This is a genomic window from Streptomyces globisporus C-1027, assembly GCF_000261345.2.
In the GTDB taxonomy this organism is placed as follows: domain Bacteria; phylum Actinomycetota; class Actinomycetes; order Streptomycetales; family Streptomycetaceae; genus Streptomyces; species Streptomyces pakalii.
Window position 1 is genome coordinate 795,546 of sequence record NZ_CP013738.1, and the last position, 15,836, is coordinate 811,381.

At 67.0% G+C, this 15,836-nt stretch carries 16 protein-coding genes and 3 pseudogenes; 6 read left to right on the plus strand and 13 right to left on the minus strand.

Going from position 1 to position 15,836, the window contains the following annotated elements; all coding sequences use genetic code 11:
* Positions 1-371 precede the first annotated feature (371 nt).
* Complete coding sequence (locus tag WQO_RS03330) at positions 372-2,174, minus strand: ABC transporter ATP-binding protein (protein ID WP_029181946.1); 1,803 nt, start codon at positions 2,172-2,174, stop codon at positions 372-374.
* 496 nt (positions 2,175-2,670) lie between these two features.
* Between WQO_RS03330 and WQO_RS03335 the strand changes: the two genes are divergently transcribed.
* Positions 2,671-3,051: a hypothetical protein gene (locus tag WQO_RS03335; protein WP_237274094.1), complete on the plus strand. Its 381-nt coding sequence runs from the start codon at positions 2,671-2,673 to the stop codon at positions 3,049-3,051.
* A 27-nt stretch (positions 3,052-3,078) separates the two neighbouring features.
* Here WQO_RS03335 and WQO_RS03340 read toward each other — a convergent pair whose 3' ends face one another.
* The gene (locus WQO_RS03340; RefSeq protein ID WP_058953856.1) at positions 3,079-3,921 is read right to left on the minus strand and encodes an IS5 family transposase; all 843 of its coding nucleotides are present in this window, start codon (positions 3,919-3,921) and stop codon (positions 3,079-3,081) included.
* 229 nt (positions 3,922-4,150) lie between these two features.
* A protein-coding gene (locus WQO_RS03345) for an IS5 family transposase (RefSeq protein WP_107115795.1) occupies positions 4,151-4,959 on the minus strand; the annotation gives its coding sequence in 2 pieces (ribosomal slippage) (positions 4,151-4,620 and positions 4,620-4,959; 810 coding nt in all).
* Positions 4,960-5,021: 62 nt separating this feature from the next.
* Here WQO_RS03345 and WQO_RS03350 point away from each other — a divergent pair.
* Positions 5,022-5,396, plus strand: coding sequence for a hypothetical protein (locus tag WQO_RS03350; RefSeq protein WP_010056782.1), 375 nt, complete (start codon positions 5,022-5,024; stop codon positions 5,394-5,396).
* Positions 5,397-5,449: 53 nt separating this feature from the next.
* Here WQO_RS03350 and WQO_RS34715 read toward each other — a convergent pair.
* Positions 5,450-5,779 (minus strand): annotated as a pseudogene (locus WQO_RS34715) (transposase); the annotation flags it as partial.
* A 952-nt stretch (positions 5,780-6,731) separates the two neighbouring features.
* Between WQO_RS34715 and WQO_RS03355 the strand changes: the two are divergent.
* Positions 6,732-7,142: a DUF7144 family membrane protein gene (locus WQO_RS03355; protein WP_010056781.1), complete on the plus strand. Its 411-nt coding sequence runs from the start codon at positions 6,732-6,734 to the stop codon at positions 7,140-7,142.
* A 201-nt stretch (positions 7,143-7,343) separates the two neighbouring features.
* On the opposite strand, the gene WQO_RS03360 is transcribed toward WQO_RS03355, so the two are convergent.
* Entirely contained in the window at positions 7,344-7,724 is a 381-nt protein-coding gene (locus tag WQO_RS03360) for a DUF6221 family protein (protein WP_010056780.1), read from the minus strand.
* 95 nt (positions 7,725-7,819) lie between these two features.
* Between WQO_RS03360 and WQO_RS03365 the strand changes: the two genes are divergently transcribed.
* Complete coding sequence (locus tag WQO_RS03365; protein ID WP_029181943.1) at positions 7,820-8,590, plus strand: IS5/IS1182 family transposase; 771 nt, start codon at positions 7,820-7,822, stop codon at positions 8,588-8,590.
* A gap of 62 nt (positions 8,591-8,652) precedes the next feature.
* Here the strand turns inward: WQO_RS03365 and WQO_RS36670 are convergent, their stop codons facing one another.
* Positions 8,653-8,976, minus strand: coding sequence for an IS5/IS1182 family transposase (locus WQO_RS36670; protein WP_010056778.1), 324 nt, complete (start codon positions 8,974-8,976; stop codon positions 8,653-8,655).
* On the minus strand, positions 8,897-9,277 hold the full coding sequence (locus tag WQO_RS36675) for a transposase (RefSeq protein ID WP_010056776.1): 381 nt from the start codon (positions 9,275-9,277) through the stop codon (positions 8,897-8,899). Before WQO_RS36675 ends, WQO_RS36670 begins: the two co-directional genes overlap by 80 nt.
* Positions 9,278-9,342: 65 nt before the next feature.
* Here WQO_RS36675 and WQO_RS03375 point away from each other — a divergent pair, with 65 nt between their 5' ends.
* On the plus strand, positions 9,343-9,657 hold the full coding sequence (locus WQO_RS03375; RefSeq protein ID WP_010056774.1) for a DUF6980 family protein: 315 nt from the start codon (positions 9,343-9,345) through the stop codon (positions 9,655-9,657).
* A 98-nt stretch (positions 9,658-9,755) separates the two neighbouring features.
* Here the strand turns inward: WQO_RS03375 and WQO_RS37360 are convergent, their stop codons facing one another.
* From WQO_RS37360 to WQO_RS34730, 5 genes and pseudogenes are all read right to left on the minus strand, one after another.
* Positions 9,756-10,130: a transposase family protein gene (locus WQO_RS37360; RefSeq protein ID WP_010056773.1), complete on the minus strand. Its 375-nt coding sequence runs from the start codon at positions 10,128-10,130 to the stop codon at positions 9,756-9,758.
* Positions 10,131-10,134: 4 nt separating this feature from the next.
* Positions 10,135-10,707: pseudogene (locus WQO_RS37365) on the minus strand (transposase family protein); the annotation flags it as partial.
* 43 nt (positions 10,708-10,750) lie between these two features.
* On the minus strand, positions 10,751-11,374 hold the full coding sequence (locus WQO_RS03385; RefSeq protein ID WP_010056771.1) for a hypothetical protein: 624 nt from the start codon (positions 11,372-11,374) through the stop codon (positions 10,751-10,753).
* Positions 11,375-11,465: 91 nt separating this feature from the next.
* A protein-coding gene (locus WQO_RS03390; protein WP_107115796.1) for an IS5 family transposase occupies positions 11,466-12,274 on the minus strand; the annotation gives its coding sequence in 2 pieces (ribosomal slippage) (positions 11,466-11,926 and positions 11,926-12,274; 810 coding nt in all).
* 104 nt (positions 12,275-12,378) lie between these two features.
* Positions 12,379-13,072: pseudogene (locus WQO_RS34730) on the minus strand (IS5/IS1182 family transposase); the annotation flags it as partial.
* Positions 13,073-13,228: 156 nt separating this feature from the next.
* Here WQO_RS34730 and WQO_RS03400 point away from each other — a divergent pair.
* On the plus strand, positions 13,229-13,699 hold the full coding sequence (locus WQO_RS03400; RefSeq protein ID WP_010056234.1) for a hypothetical protein: 471 nt from the start codon (positions 13,229-13,231) through the stop codon (positions 13,697-13,699).
* A 1,044-nt stretch (positions 13,700-14,743) separates the two neighbouring features.
* On the opposite strand, the gene WQO_RS03405 is transcribed toward WQO_RS03400, so the two are convergent.
* Positions 14,744-15,619, minus strand: coding sequence for a slipin family protein (locus tag WQO_RS03405; protein ID WP_010056232.1), 876 nt, complete (start codon positions 15,617-15,619; stop codon positions 14,744-14,746).
* Positions 15,620-15,836 lie beyond the last annotated feature (217 nt).

Below are 15,836 nucleotides of genomic sequence, written 5' to 3' on the forward strand. Positions count from 1 at the left end.
TGGCTTGGGGCAGGTAGGCAAAGGTCGTTGCAAGTCTCCGGTAGGGCGATGGACGTGATGGCCCAGGCGTCGGCTGCGCGGGTATTCCCGCCGTGAGCAGTGCAGGGCGGGGGCCTTGGGCGGCAAGGTGCACCGGGCCGGTCGAGCGAAGCCGTAGGGGCGCGAGCGAAGGCTCTTCTGCGGCTGAGGGGGCGGTGGTGTGCAGTCTGCGGACCCCGCACGACTCCCGGAGTGATGTCCGCAGCCTCAGGAATCGTGCCTTCCGCGGGTACCCGGCGGGTGTCCGGCCCACCACACAGCCGGGCTGCCCCCGCCGTGCCGTGGGGGCAGCCAACGGGCGGCGATGTCGCCGCACTCTGGCCCGGCACTTCTCACCCGGCGGGGCGCCCCGCCGGGGTCAGGAGCTGGGTCGCGGCGAGCTGTGCGTACAGCTCGTCCTTGGCCACCAGCTCCTCGTGGGTGCCGATCGCGCGGACCGTGCCGGCGTCCATGACGACGATGCGGTCGGCGTCCGTCACTGTCGACAGGCGGTGAGCCACGACCAAGACGGTGGTCTCGCGTGCCGCCTCGGCGATGACGTTTCGTAGCGCCAGCTCGTTGACGGCGTCGAGCTGCGAGGTCGCCTCGTCCAGGAGGAGCAGCCGGGGCCTGCGCAGCAGGGCGCGGGCGATCGCGACGCGCTGGCGCTCGCCGCCGGACAGCTTCGAGCCGCGGTGCCCGACCAGGGTGTCCAGGCCGTGCGGGAGACGCTCGACGAGAGTGTCGAGCCTGGTCCGGGCGAGGACGCTGCGGATGTCGTCATCCGTCGCGCCGGGTGCGGCGAAGACCAGGTTCTCCCGCAGTGTTCCGGCAACGACGGGCGCGTCCTGCTCGACGTACCCGATGACGGACCGCAACTCGGGCAGGGGCCAGTCGCGCACGTCCTTGCCGTCGACCAGGATCCGGCCGCCGGTCGCCTCGTAGAACCGCTCGATGAGCGTGAAGAGCGTCGACTTGCCCGCCCCCGAGGGGCCGACGAACGCCGTCATCCCGGTACCGGGAACCTCGAAGTCCACCTGCTGGTGGATGTACGGCAGGCCGGGCGCGTAGCGGAAGGACACGTCCTCGAAGCGGACCGACGCCGGGTACTGCACGACGGCCCAGTCCTCGGGCCGGACCGGCCCCCGCGCGACCGACGGCTCGGCCGGCAGGTCACCGACCGCCGTGATCCGGGAGATCGCGGCCGCGCCCTCCTGGTAACTGGAGACGGCCTCGACCAGCCTGTACACCGGTTCCATCAGGTAGAAGACGTACAGCAGGAAAGCGATGAGCGTGGATACGGGGATCTCCCCGGACGCCACCCGCACTCCGCCAACGGCGAGCACCGCGAGGAACGCCAGCTGGACAGCGACGTTGTCCGCCGTACCCACCACGGCCTCCCACTTCGCGCTGCGCACGCCGTGGCGCCACGCCCGCCGGGCCGCCGCCTCGACGCGGGCGGTCTCCCGATCCTCGGCGCCGGATGCCTTCACCGTGCGGAAAGCGCCGAAGGCTCGCTCCAGTCCCGTGGACATCTGCCCGACCGCGGCCTGCGAACGCTCGGTGGCCTGGCCGATCTTCGGCATGACCAGGGCGACACCGGCGCCGACGACCACGACCACGCCGAGCGTGACACCGAGCAGGACGGCATCGAGGAAAGCCATCAACACGACCGCCGTGACCAGCGTGACCGCCCCCGTCGCGGCATTGACCACGGCCTGGGTACTGACCGCCCGCAGCAGCGTGGTGTCCGAGGTGACCCGCGACATGAGATCGCCCGGCTGCATCCGGTCCACCTCCGCGAGCCGCAGCCGCAGCAGCCGGCCGATGAGGCTGCGGCGAGCGGCCAGGACCACGGACTCCGCCGTCCGCTCCAGGACATATGCACCGAATGCCTCAGCCACAGAGCTCAGCAGCACCAGCACCGTCATGGCCAGCAGGATGGTGGCAATCATGCCCCCGGACGAGAGCCGGTCGACCAGTTCCTTCGTGACCAAAGGCTGGAGCAACCCACCGGCAGCCCCTGCCAGCGCCAACAACAGACCGAGTGCGACCGCCCCCCGGTGTGGGCGGACGTATCCGTACAACGCCCTGAGCGTCTCGCGGGCGCGGGTGGAACCGGCACCCGTCGTCCCGGGGGCGGATGCGGTGTTCACAAGATTCCTTTCCTACGTGATCTGCCGCTGGGACAGGGCACGCGCCGTAGCCTGCGTCACGACGGTCCGCCGCACCGGCCAATCGCCCATGTGTGGTGGCGAGCTCCTGCCCGTGTGCACGGCGTCATGCCACCAGCCTGGAAGACCGGCCGTCTCCTGGGACATCCGACGATCGTCGGGTGGACCCCCGCCGAGTGGCTGGAGCTGGAGAGAATCGCCTGCCGGCCTACCGTGCCGGGATGCCACGAGGTCCCCGTGCTGGATCGCGGGCCGTCCTCTCGCAGCAGGCGTGTCGGAGATCTTGGCGTACCCGCACCAGCCGTCGGACTCTGTGTAAACGATCCCGCACGTGCCTGACGATTTTGATCTCTAATGCGGTTTACCCGTAAATGATCTTCGGGTCGCTCTGACTTAAAGAGCGTTTTGTCCTGGCAGGAGTGTTTGGGAACGCAGCGCTGGCGTGGATGATTGCGGGGTGTTGGTCCAAGTGGAAGCGGTGGGGAAGGTCGCCGACGGGCGCGCGACGGTTCGGGTGCGCTCGGAGGTGGGTGCCGCCGCGGCGTTCTGGTGCGGCGGTCCGACGGGAGTGGGCCGCGAACATCACGTGGAGTGGACGGTTGAAGAGGACGCGGCCTGGGGCGGCAACACTCGACCGGCCACTTCAATTTCACCCGGGGTGGATGAGAAGGAAGGCGACCGGATCGTCTTTCGGGGGCGGTTGGGCCTGACGGGCGATGGCGGAGCCACGTTGGAAGTAGCCGGAACCCACATCCTTTTCGACCTCGCCGACCCGCCGCCATCGACTGCTGTCGATGGAACGTGGGTCGAGATCAGCGTGGAGCGGAACAGCGTCAGCCTGTGGCCCTACCTGCTGTGATTCACAGGAGCCCGACGCTGCCGCCGTTCAGCTGTCGCGCCAGTTGTGGGTCGATTCGCGGGTGAGTCTGCGGCTCATGAGGTCGATCATCGCTATGTTGATCATGGCTTCGGAGCGGTGAGGGTGGGTTTCGTAGTCGCGGGCGAGGCGGCGGTGGTGCATGAGCCAGCCGAAGGTCCGCTCGACGACCCAGCGCCGCGGGATCACCTTGAAGCCCTTCTGGGCGGGGTCGCGGCGGGTGACTTCGACGTCGATACCGAGGCGGGCGCCGTGGTCGATGGCCTTGGTGCGGTAGCCGCTGTCGGCCCACGCCTTCGTGATGCGGGGGCTGCCTTCGGCGATGTTCGAGAGCAGGCGGATTCCGCCGGCGTTGTCGGAGACGCTGGCGGCGGTGACCAGCACGGCCAGGAGGAGGCCGAGTGTGTCAACGCCGATGTGGCGTTTGCGGCCCGCGATCTTCTTGCCCGCGTCGATGCCCTGGCCGGCCGCGGGCACGTTGGCCGAGGTCTTGATGCTCTGGGCGTCGAGGATGCAGGCGCTGGGCTCGGCGTCTCGGCCCTCGGCCTTCCGGACCAGATGTCGCAGGAGTCCGTTGAGCTGGTCGAAGACGCCGTCCTTCTGCCAGGCGGCGAAGTATCCGTAAACGGTTTCCCACGGGGCGAAATCGTGTGGGAGGTAGCGCCAGGGGATGCCGGTCCGGTCGACGTAGAGGATGGCGTCCATGATCCGGCGCAGGTCGTGTTCGGGCGGCCGCCCGATGTCCAGGCCCTTCCCTCTGCGTTCTGCTCGCCAGGCTGTCAGGGTTGGTTCGAGCAGTTCCCAACGAGCATCGGACAGGTCACTCGGGTACGGCCGCTGTCGGCGAGGCATGTTTCCGTAGTACCGATGGCCGCCGTCCCGCTACAGGGCGCAAACAGGCGTGAGCGGGGGCGTGTTGGGATCAGACAGGAGCGAACGGACCGAAGCGGACCCTCGAAAGCCGTCATCCGCATCACCTGTCACAAGAGACGTCTGCTGGCTCAGCCAGCCTGAAGCGGCCCGTCGCCCGAACTGCAATGAAGCACCTAAGCCGGAGCAAAACGCTCTTTTACTGATCGTTTCAGAATGCCGCCCGAAGCCGTCGGAGACAGATGATGCTGCAGGCAAGCTGCAGGAGACCTTGGTGGATGTCGGCGCGTCGTTCGTAGCGGATGCGGAGTCGTTTGAACTGGTGCAGCCAGGCAAATGTGCGCTCGACGACCCAGCGGACCTTGCCCAGTCCGGAACCGTGGGCCTCGCCGCGGCGGGCGATCAGCGGTTTGATGCCGCGTTCCCAAAGCAGGCGGCGGTACTTGTCGAAGTCGTAGCCCCGGTCGGCATACAGGCGGCGGGGCTTGCGGCGGGGGCGTCCCCGCATACCTCGGATCGACGGGATGGCGTCGAGTAGCGGCAGGAGCTGGGTGACGTCATGGCGGTTGCCGCCGGTAAGTGTGACGGCAAGCGGGGTTCCGTGGCGGTCGACGATCAGGTGGTGTTTGGAACCGGGACGGGCACGGTCGACGGGTGAGGGGCCGACATGGTCCCCCCTTTGAGAGCCCGGATGTGCGAGCCGTCCACGGCACAGTCGTCCATGTCCAGCAAGTCCGCGCGGCGCAGTTCGCCCAGCAGGGCGGCATGCAGGCGCGGCCAGACACCGGCTTCGGTCCAGTCACGCAACCGGCGCCAGGCTGTCACACCGGAGCAACCCACGACGGTGCTCGGTACGTCACGCCAGGCCACACCCTTGCGGAGGACGTAGATGATGCCGGCCAGTGCGACCCGGTCCGGCACGGGGAGCCGCCCGGGGTGGCGATGTCGGCGCACGGGTCGTGCTGGCAGCAGCGGGGCTATCCGATCCCACAGTTCGTCGGGGACAAGGTTCCTGGTCACGACGCTGAAGCCTGCCAGAGAATCCGATTGTGTCCTCCGGGCCAGCTCGACATACTCCCCGCATGACCAGCAACGGGGCCGAAGCCACTGAGCAGGGGTGGGACGCTCCCTGGTATCGCGTCCGAACAGAACGCTTCCAGGCATCATTCCTGCCCAGCGCGGACGAGCCCCTGGATGCCGTCTGCAACGTCGATGTCGAGGTCCGGCTGACAGCGGACGAATCACGCTGGAGCGCGACCGTGTTCACTCTTGCTGAGGTCGAGCGCCTCATGGAAAAGGACTCCAGAACCGGCGAGTCCCTGAGCGGCCGCTACTTCTGGTGCTCCGACGGCCTCATCGTTCGAGACGCAGGCATCGACAACATCACGAACGTGCTGACTGGTCTGCTCGATTGTGGTGACTTCACGCAGGTCCTTCAGCGGCTCGACGACGACTGACCGTCGGCCCCATTCTGAAACGATCAGTTACTGGTCAAGGTGTGTCCGCCGGGCTATCCGGCGAGGGCGAGGTTGTGCATCCGAGCAATGCCGAGCATGGCGTAGTAAACACCCTCGCCTTTGAGGCGGCAGTCGCGGAGGATCTTCCAAGTCTTCATCCGGGCGAAGACGTGCTCGACCCGGGCCCGGACCTGCTTGTGGGACCTGTTGTGAGCTTCTTTCCAGGCCGGGAGTTCGGTCCGGTCGCGCTCGCGGCGGTGTGGGATGACCAGTCCGGTGCCCAGGTAGCCGCCGTCCGCGATCGTGACCGTACTGCCGACTACGGCCTTGGCGCCAGATTCCTCCCATGCCTTGCAGTCGTTTCGGTTACCGGCGAGTGGCCGGCTTCCCGAAGATGCGCGGGCTCAGCCCAGAGAAGGGGCCTATCCAGGACGGCTCTGACGCCGTGATCACACCAGCCACTGAAAGATCATTTCACCTGGTCCGGCGTATCCCGGACCGTCACGCCCGCGACCCTGGCCGTATGCCGACGCGCTGGATCCGGCCTCGCCCTGCACCAGCCACCCCGACTTCCCCGCGCAACTGAAGCTTGAAGCAGCACAACGCTCAGGAGGCCCCGATGGTCTGCGGCTGGACCGGGCCCATCCACTGGAGATCATTTACGGGACAGCCCTTAGGCAGCGTCCTCGTGGCCTGGATTGGCCCGCCTTCTGCTGTAGAGGGCCACCGGGCAACGCTGCGTACCAGAGCCGCCCGGGCCCCGGCGTGCCCCTTTCGGCCCTTGTCGCCTTCCGGCCTGTGGCGGCACCCTCGCAGCAGAACACGGAGCGTGGACGACCGGAGAGCGCCATGGAGCACCCACAGACTGTCGACAACGTGATGCGGTGTTTGCCGGGCACGATGCACCGGTCAGGGAGATCATGTAGCCGATGCACCGCTGGGCTGTCAGTCCAATTCCCGTGCTGTCGGCCGAGGGCCGCGGGCCACGTGGTGTCCGAGGCAGACGTTTTGTCGTGTTCCTCCTGGCCAGGGCGCTATCTCCGAAGGGCCACTCCATGCGATCGTCGCGCTCCTGCCAGTAGTCGGTGCCGTTCCGGTTCCGAGATCTCCATCGCTACGGACATCGCCACCAAGGACATGCCGCACCAAGACACCACAGCTCGGGCCACAGGAAGTCCGGCCAGAGTGCCAGGGTGTCCGTCGGCAGCCGTGCCGCCCGCTCGGCTCACAGGTGACGACCATGTGCACCTGGACCGGTCGCATTCCGCTCCTGCCCGCCTCCGCTCTCAGCCGTCGACCCAACCCGACCATTAGGTCGAGAAGCGAGGGATCGCCATGACTTCCGTACACACCACCCGGCAGAAGGAACCCGCCCAACAGGCCTGGGCCGGTGGCCTGACCGTCTTCGCCGCCATCATGCTCGGGATCACCGGCCTGGCCGGGATCGTCCGCGGCATCATGGCGATCGCGAAAGACGATGTCTTCGTCATCACGCCGAACTACGTCTTCAAGTTCGACCTGACTTCGTGGGGCTGGATCCACCTGGCCCTCGGCATCGCCGCGATCCTCGTGAGCTTCGGCCTGTCCCGGACCTCGACATGGTCACGCATCGCCGGCGTGGGCATCGCCGCCCTCGTCATCATCGCCAATCTCCTCTCCCTGCCCTACTACCCGGCCTGGTCGATCCTGGTGATCGCGATCTCGGGATTCGTCATCTGGGCCCTGTGCGTGGTGAAGCGGGACTAAGGTCTGCCGACGGAGATCGACCGATTCCACTCGCCGCCGGTCCGGCCCTTCTGCGGGGAGAGCTCCCGCAGAAGGGCCAGGTCGTGATCTGCCCGCACCGCCGGTCTGCTGATAATCATGGGGCGCCGTGGCATCGGCCTCTCGGGCCGCCGGGACCCCTTATGAGTCAGGCTAAGGGCTGTCCCGTAAACGATCTCGGTCTCAGGGGCGTCGGGGGTAGTCAGGGTGATCGCCGTAAGGTGCCACGAGGTCGAGCAGGTCTTCGCATGGCCAGGTCTCGCCGTCGTACTGGCAGTCATCGCGGTTGGCCCACGGCAGTTCGGGGTCGCCCGTGGCGGGACTGAGTGCATGGCGGGCGAGCACGCGTCGCTTGGCTTCGACCTCCCGCAGGACGCGAGCCGGGTCGTGCAGCGCGACGTGCAGGGCGATCGTGGGATGGAAGCCGGAGAGTTCTACTTGGCAGAAGTCGACGGTGTGCCCCTGAGCGCTCCACTCCCCGCAGCCGTCCCCGTCGCAGCGTCGGGCCAGGTCGGCCTCCTCGTCCAGCCGTGCGTGGAGGAACGTCACAAGGTCTAGGCTCATGGGGTCATTCTGGATGATGGGGCAGGACCGGTCGCCTGATTTCCGTGCTGTGGGCAGGACCTGGCGGGCAGGCGGACAACTGGGATGATCTTGCTGTGGCTGGTGTGATCACGGCGTCGGAGCCGTCCTGGATATTCCCGTTCACCGGGCTGAGCCCGCGGCAGTTCGGGAAGCTGGTGACGGTGCTGCGGCGCGAGGGGGCAGACGCGGTCCGCAGGGGCCGGCCGTGGAGTCTTCCGCTGGAGGGCCGGGCATTGCTGGTCGCGACCTACTGGCGCACGAACCTGACCATGCGGCAACTCGCCCCTCTGTTCGGGGTGTCCAAGTCAGCGGCAGACCGGATCATCGACCACCTCGGGCCGATGCTTGCTCTCCAGCCCCGCAAGCGCTTCGCGAGGGACACCGTGCTCATCGTGGACGGCACCCTGGTCCCCACCCGAGACCACACTGTGGCCGAGCGGTCGAAGAACTATCGGTACTCCACCAACCACCAGGTGGTCATCGACGCCGACACCCGCCTGGTCGTCGTGGTCGGTCGGCCGCTCGCCGGGAACCGCAACGATTGCAAGGCGTGGGAGGAGTCGGGCGCCAAGACAGCCGTCGGCAACACTCTCACGGTCGCCGACGGCGGCTACCCCGGCACCGGACTCGTCATTCCACACCGCAGAAAGCGCGGCCAGAGCGAACTGCCGGCCTGGAAAGAGGAACACAACAAGTCCCACCAGCACGTCCGAGCCCGCGTCGAGCACGTCTTCGCCCGCATGAAGACTTGGAAGATCCTCCGCGACTGCCGCCTCAAAGGCGACGGCGTCCACCACGCCATGCTCGGCATCGCCCGGATGTACAACCTCGCCCTCGCCGGATAGGGCGGCGGGCGCGACGGCCCACCCTGCCCGAGGCGACCACAAGATCATTTACGGGACAACCCTTAGGCACGGTTCTTGCGGGAGGCGTACGCCTTGTCGGCGCGGACCCGGTCGGGCCGGGTCCGCGGACGCCCCGAACCCAGACGAGCGACACGGACCTTCTTCAGGACGGGCTCGAACTGCGGGGAGTCACCGCGATGCCCGGCAGTGATCACGATCGACATGGGCTTCTGCCCCTGCTCGACGGCCAGGTGAAGCTTGGTGGTCAGGCCGCCGCGCGAGCGGCCGAGCCCGTGGTCGTCAGGCTCAACGGCGATGCCGCCGGGCGGCTCGGCCTGCAGATCCCCCTTTTCCTCGCCCCGGTGGCGTGCTGGTGAGCCCGGCACACGGTGGAGTCGATGCTGAGGTCCCAGGTGATGAGCTCCCTGGCGTCGGCCTGGGCCTGAAGCTCGCTGAAGATCCACAGGTGCCGTTCCGCTGCCAGCGGCGGAACAGGTCGTACACCCGAGCCCAGGGCCCGTAACGCTCCGGCATATCCCGCCACGGGACGCCAGTGCGGGTGCGAAACCGTATGCCGTCGATCAGCTGCCGCCGGGTCCATACCAGCGGACGGCCCGGCTTCTTGCCCTTTGGCAACAACAACTCCAGCCGGGTCCACTGCGTATCCGTCAGATCTCCACGTGCCATCCGGTGATCATCACAGACCGTGATCTACTTCTGGGCAAGGTGCCGATGAACGAGAAGCCGAGGTCATGACCAACCACTGCTGCGAGGCGATGAGCCGCCGCGTGAACGTGCCCTGCGACCAGCACGACGACCCCTTCGCCTGTCCGGACGCGCTGATCAAGTTCAGCGCCAAGTTCCAGGAGTACGGGCTGATCATCCACGACGGTGGCACATCGAGCATCACTATCGACTTCTGCCCCTGGTGCGGACGACGCCTCCCCGAATCACAGCGGGACCGATGGTTCGACGAACTGGAACGCCGCGGGATCGATCCGTGTGAGGACGAAGTCCCAGCCCAGTTTCAGGACGACCGCTGGCTCACCATCCTGTCTCAGGACTGACGAACCAACAGCCTCTCAAGCCACTTCCGATACGCGCCCTAACGACCTCGTGCATGGTTGGCGGTAGCGCGTCGAGAGCCGAGGGCCGGGGGATGTGTTCACGTTCGTGTACCGCTGGCCGTGGCGGCCTGCTGGTGCGAGAGCAGTCCGGCGACGGCTTGGATGGTGTCACTCATGTGCTCGCGGCGGCCGTGGTGGCGGGCGAGGGATCGCCAGTTTTTCAGATGGCCGATGCCGTGCTCGACCCGGATGCGTCGTGAGGAGTGGGCCTTGCGCTGACGCTCGTGCATCTCCTCGTACCACTCGGGCGGGTTCTTCTTGAACTTGCGGTGCGGTGGCGTCACCACGCGGCCGCCGGTCTGTGCGTCCAGGCCCTGGTAGCCGGCATCGGCGAGGATCTCCACGGCCGGACCGTCGGCCAGGAGCTCGACCAGGCCCAGCTTCCGGGCGTGCGTGATGTCCGCGCAGCTCACAGGCTCGGCCGGACTGCAGAACAGCAGCCGCCCCTCGGCGTCCGCCGTCGGCGATCGTGAGGGTCTTGCCGACGGCGGCCTTGGCTCCGGATTCCTCCCATGCCTTGCAGTCGTTGCGGTTTCCAGCGAGCGGCCGGCCGACCACGACAACCAGCCGGGTGTCGGCGTCGATGACGACCTGGTGGTTGGTGGAGTACCGGTAGTTCTTCGACCGCTCGGCGATGGTGTGGTCGCGGGTGGGGACAAGAGTGCCGTCCACGATGAGCACGGTGTCCTTCGCGAACCACTTGCGGGGCTGGAGAGCGAGCATCGGCCCGAGGTGGTCGATGATGCGGTCCGCTGCCGACTTGGACACCCCGAACAGCGGGGCGAGCTGGCGCATGGTGAGGTTCGTGCGCCAGTACGCCGCGACCAGCAGGGCCCGGTCCTCCAGAGGAAGGCTCCAGGGCCGGCCCCTACGAACTGCGTCCGCACCCTGGCGACGCAGTACCGTCACCAGCTTCCCGAAAGCGCGAGGGCTCAGCCCGGAGAACGGGGCTATCCAGGACGGTTCCGACGCCATGATCACACCAGCCACACCAAGATCGTTCCATGGGTTGACTGGCGGCTCGGCCCGCCTCTCAGCTGCCGCTCAGCGGAGACGCCCATGTGGGGTCGTGTCGGGACCTCCTCGTGAGGTGGGCCAGTAGGTGCTCCGCCGCGATGGAGGCGGTGTCTTGCGGCGTGCCGATGAGGGCCAGGGCGGCGGTGAGCCTTGCCGATGCTGTTTCCGGCACGTCCGGGTCGGTGAGGAGGGGAAGCAGCAGCAGGAAGCGGATGGCCGTGTCCTGGACGCCTTCGGCCGCAAGGGACGGGCTGTCGGCGATCCGGATCAATTCGCGCCATGACAGCCCAGTGCCCGAGAAGTCGCCGTCCCAGCTGGCGATCTGCTCGACGTAGTTTCTGGCTGGATGGGTGAGGAGGTAGTCGGTGCCGTAGTCGCCATCCAGGTTGCGGTAGACCACCACGACTCCGGGGCCGTCCTCTGCCGGCACTCTGAACACCGGCCAGCGTTCAGGATCGAAGAGGACCTCGGACAGGGCATCGGCACCGGCGCCGTCCTCACCGAACCACTCCGGAACCGGCCGCTCGGCACACCCCCCGGCGCTGCACATCGACAGGAGGTAGTTCGACCAGAAGCCCGGGCGGGCCGGCAATGACTCGCCCGCCACCAACGGGCCGACGTCGTATCCCTTGATCAGCACCCGTCGATCCTGTCACCAGCCACCGACACTGTCCGATTGGGGATCAGCAAGGGGGCAGCGCCCAGTTACGGGACAGCCCTTAGAAGCCATCTCATTTGGTGAGTCGGCGGTAGCAGATGAGAGTGCAGGCGATGCTGGTGAAGGCGAGGAAGTGGTCGGCTTTGCGTTCGTAGCGTCGGTGTAGGCGACGGTGGCCGGCGAGCCAGGCCATGGTGCGTTCGACGGTCCAGCGGTGGCGGCCCAGCCGTTGTGAGGACTCGATTCCCTTGCGGGCGATGCGGTGGGTGATGCCGCGCTGGCGTAACCATCGCCGCAGGTGGGCGTAGTCGTAGCCCTTGTCGGCGTGGAGTTTGGCGGGCCTGCGTCGCCGGGGTCCGCGGCGTGAGCGGATCGGCGGGATGCCCTTGACGAGCGGGATCAGGGCCTGGCTGTCGTGCAGGTTGGCCCCGGAGATGCCGATGGATATGGGCAGACCGGACCGTTCCGTGATCAGGTGGATCTTCGAGCCGTACTTGCCCCGGTCGACAGGATTCGGACCCGTCAGGTCCCCCTTTTCAGGGCGCGCATGTTCACCGAGTCGATCGCGCACCGTGACCAGTCCAGCTCGCCGCGGGCACCGAGTTCGTCGAGGACCAGGCGGTGGAGCTTGGCCCACACTCTGGCCTTCGACCACTCCGAGAACCGCCGGTGGGCGGTCGCTCCGGACGGGCCGAACGACGCCGAAGGCAGCTGCTGCCAGGTACAACCCGACGTGGCCACGAAGACGATCGCGGCCAGCACTTCCCGGTCGCCGTGTCGGCGCCGGCCACCGCCCTGCGGCCGCGACGGCGCCTCCGGCACCACCCGCTGGAACAACTCCCACAACTCGTCCGGCACCAGCCGCTCAACGATCCCCACCATGACTCACAGAGTAGCGAGTCGCCCAAATGAGATGGCTTCTAAGGGAGGCAGTAGTCCAGAGAGACGCGTAAGGGAATCTGCCAGTGAGGTCATCGCATACGCGGGATCCAGGAGTTCGTACGCCCGACGACCCACCGGCGCCGGTCCGGTCAGTGGTCTTCGCGCCGCGCAGGGCGATACGGGCATCGATCTCGCGGCCGGCCAGGTCGTCGTGGATTCGGTAGTCGTAGCCGGTGCCCAGAGCAACAGGCGGATACTCCGGCAGCGGTCCGAGGACCTGTTCGAGGGGGTTGAAGCGGTCAGGGTGCCGGGCAGCAGGGCGTGGTCGCGGACGTTGGCCGGTGCCGGCTCGACGACCAGGGGTGTACCAGAGCAGTCGGTCAACTGCGAGCTTTTCCAACCGAGTTTGGCTCAATCGACCGGGCTCTTCCCGGCGCTCGAACCGCCGGAAGGCGGCTCGGTGAAGCAGCCGTCCGCGCTCAGGCGGTCATGTTCGAGGCTGATCATGCAGTCGTAGGCGGTGAGGGAGAGCAGCCGCAGGCTCTCCTCTCCATCACGCCTACGGAGGTCCACTCGTCACGGCGTCGGCGCAAAGTGGTGACCGAGCAGTGTTCGTCGGCGGCGCGTTCGTATCCGCAGCCGAAGACCAGGGACCTGCACCAGCCTGTCGGAGACAACGGCGTCGCTGATCCGGGGTTAGAGACAGCCCAACGGGTGCCGGTCCTCGCGCTCGGGCAGGGGCGCGAGGAACTGATCGCCGAGGGACCGGGGCGAGGTGCGCGATGGGACGGCAGGCACGGATCGCTCGGTGATCATGAAGCGTAGGGAACTCCATAACCGGGTGAACCGTGCCCTGCTCTGTTGCCAGCACCGACTGCCGATACGCTCGTACAATCGTGCGGAGCGCGAAGTACCCGGCCGAGATTCCGGCACCGGCGTGAGGAAGGGGTCAGGATGTTCGATTCGAAGAAGAAGCTCACCCTCAACATGTTCAGTGCGCAGAAGAAGCTCAACGATGTAATGGCACAGCTCAGACCCGACCTAAGTCGGGAATCGCTCGGTGTCGGGCCCGAATTCCCGGGCGTCGCCCCGAACCCGCTCCTGAGCAGTGATGCACGGCAGCGCAATGCGGAATTGCGTAAGGGAGAGCTTGCGCTCGGCGTTCTCGTTGACTGGCGGGAGGTCAACAGCAACCCGCGCGTGGTCTTGATGTTGGACGTGGAGACCGCCGACGGCAGTTCGTTCCGCGGTATCGCAGATGAGGACCTTACGATCACCGAGCTCGCCCGACTCGCCCCGGGACAGACATTGCCCGTGCTCTATCGGCCGACCGTCAGGGACCACTACGTCGCCCTTACCCGGTCCGCGGACCCCGCCCTCGTGCAGCGGCTATCCGAGGAGATCGCGAGCCGCAAGCGGACTTGACCCAAAGCCATTGGCGGGATCCCCGCACCGTCATCACGGTCCGCTGCCTGATCAACCCCCCTGGTCTTTCCACCGCTGGAGCGCCCGCCAGCGAAACCCGCGCATCCCATGACAAATTGGCGGCCGCCCCAAGCCGCCGAACTGGCCACTCTCATTCCGGACTCACCAGCAAGGGCCACCTCGCGGTCGAGCGATGCTGCCCCCCCCGGCGGGCAGGCCGCGGACCGCCCACGCCCCCCGGTCCTCTGCAAGACAGCGGTGCGTGTCCCGGTCAGCCGTTCCATGTGGCCGGCCGGACGCGGTTGCCGCAAACAAGGCGTACTCCAGCCCTGCCCAACGCGCCCACTGCGCAGAGGCGACATCAAGGCGGCAATTCCGGAGAGGCCGACCGACCGCCAGTCGCAGGGAGAAGGGATGTCGGGGGCGCTCGGTCGGCCATAGGTACACGCTGTGCAAGGACCGCAACCCAGTAGGTCGCGCCCTCAGCACATTCAAGAGACGGGGCGGCCAACAGCTACCACAAAGACGACCGGACAGCTGCGCCAAAGAACTCAACCTGCCAGGCCCATCCTTTGGATGTGCCCAGTCACCGCGCAAGCAATGGCAGGTCATGGGCGTTGCGGCGATCTCGTCGTCGTTGACGCGGATGCCGGTGGGGTACTCAGCGCCGTCGAGTTCTGCCTGAACGACGAGGGCGATGCGGCTGGTGGTCGCGGCCATGACCCGGCTCCGCTCCGCGAGGTGGTCCTTCGACCACGGGTGGGTAACCGTTGGAACTTTCCGCCGTAAGCGGTGATCAGCAGTGGCATTGCCCATCTGCCGGGGTGACGCACCCGCCCCAGCAGGGCCTGCTCGGATTCCGGTTCCGCCGCTCCCACACCGGCCCGTATGCTCCCGGCCCCTAAGCGGAGCGGTCCTGATCATGCCGTGGCGCCCCGGCAACAGTGCTTTCGCCCCTGTGTCCAGTCGACGATGATGCTCATCCAGATGCGACGACAACGCTTGAAGCGGTTAAGGGATCTGCTGGGTGAACCGTGCGCGCGCCTACGTAGAACGCATGGTCCCGGCCGCCTCGCCCTGCGCCGCATCGCCGGTCGGCTTGCCCAGCGCGACTGTTGATCCGGGCTCGGAGCCGGGTGATGCCGTAGCTGCCGTCGCTTCGCGGTCGAGAAAGGCTCCAAGGTCCCCGATCGTACTCATCAACGGTGCGGGGAAGACCACGGTGGTGTTCTTGTCCACACCAATTTCCACCAGGCTCTGCAGATTGCGAAGTTGCAGGGCGAGCGGGTGATCCATCATCGTGTCGGAGGCCTCGCCCAGGGAAGCGGCCGCCAGGGACTCGCCCTCAGCACCGATGATCTTGGCACGCTTCTCCCGCTCGGCCTCGGCCTGTCGGGCCATCGCACGTTTCATGGACTCCGGTAGTTGGATGTCCTTGAGCTCTACCAACGTGACCTCGACGCCCCACTCAGTAGTCGTCACGTCAAGCATCTGACGGATGTCCAGGTTGATGCGCTCCGTCTCGGACAGCGTCTGGTCCAACGTGTGCTGTCCGACGACCTTACGCAACGTGGTCTGGGCGATCTGGTTGATCGCGGAGTTGACGTTCTCGATCGCGATGACCGACTTGACGGCGTCGACCACACGGAAATAGGCCACCGCCGAGACATCGACGCTGACGTTGTCCTGGGTGATGATGCCCTGGGACTGGATGGGCATCGTGACAATGCGCAGCGAAACGCGATGCAAGACGTCGACGAACGGAATCATGAAGCGCAGCCCGGGTTCGCGCGTGCCGATCAGCCGACCGAACCGGAAGAGCACAGCCCGCTCGTACTGCCGGACAATCCGTACCGCCATCGCGAGCGTGATCAGTCCCAGGGCGAACAGAACAACCAGGGTGATGATCAAGATGGTCATGTCTCGCTCCAAACCAGGGTGAGCATCGGCGAGTGGCCGTAAGAACGCGACATCGCCTGACCAGGGCATCCCGCGTAGAGAGTTCCCGGTTACTGTCGAGGCTGCCGTACCAGACCCGCCGCAGGGTAGGGCCGACCGGCCCTGTATCTCCGCCACTCAGGCTGGCGGCACGGAGCGGGGTGCCGTCTCACGCGCTCGTTCCTGTGCCCGCGCGCCC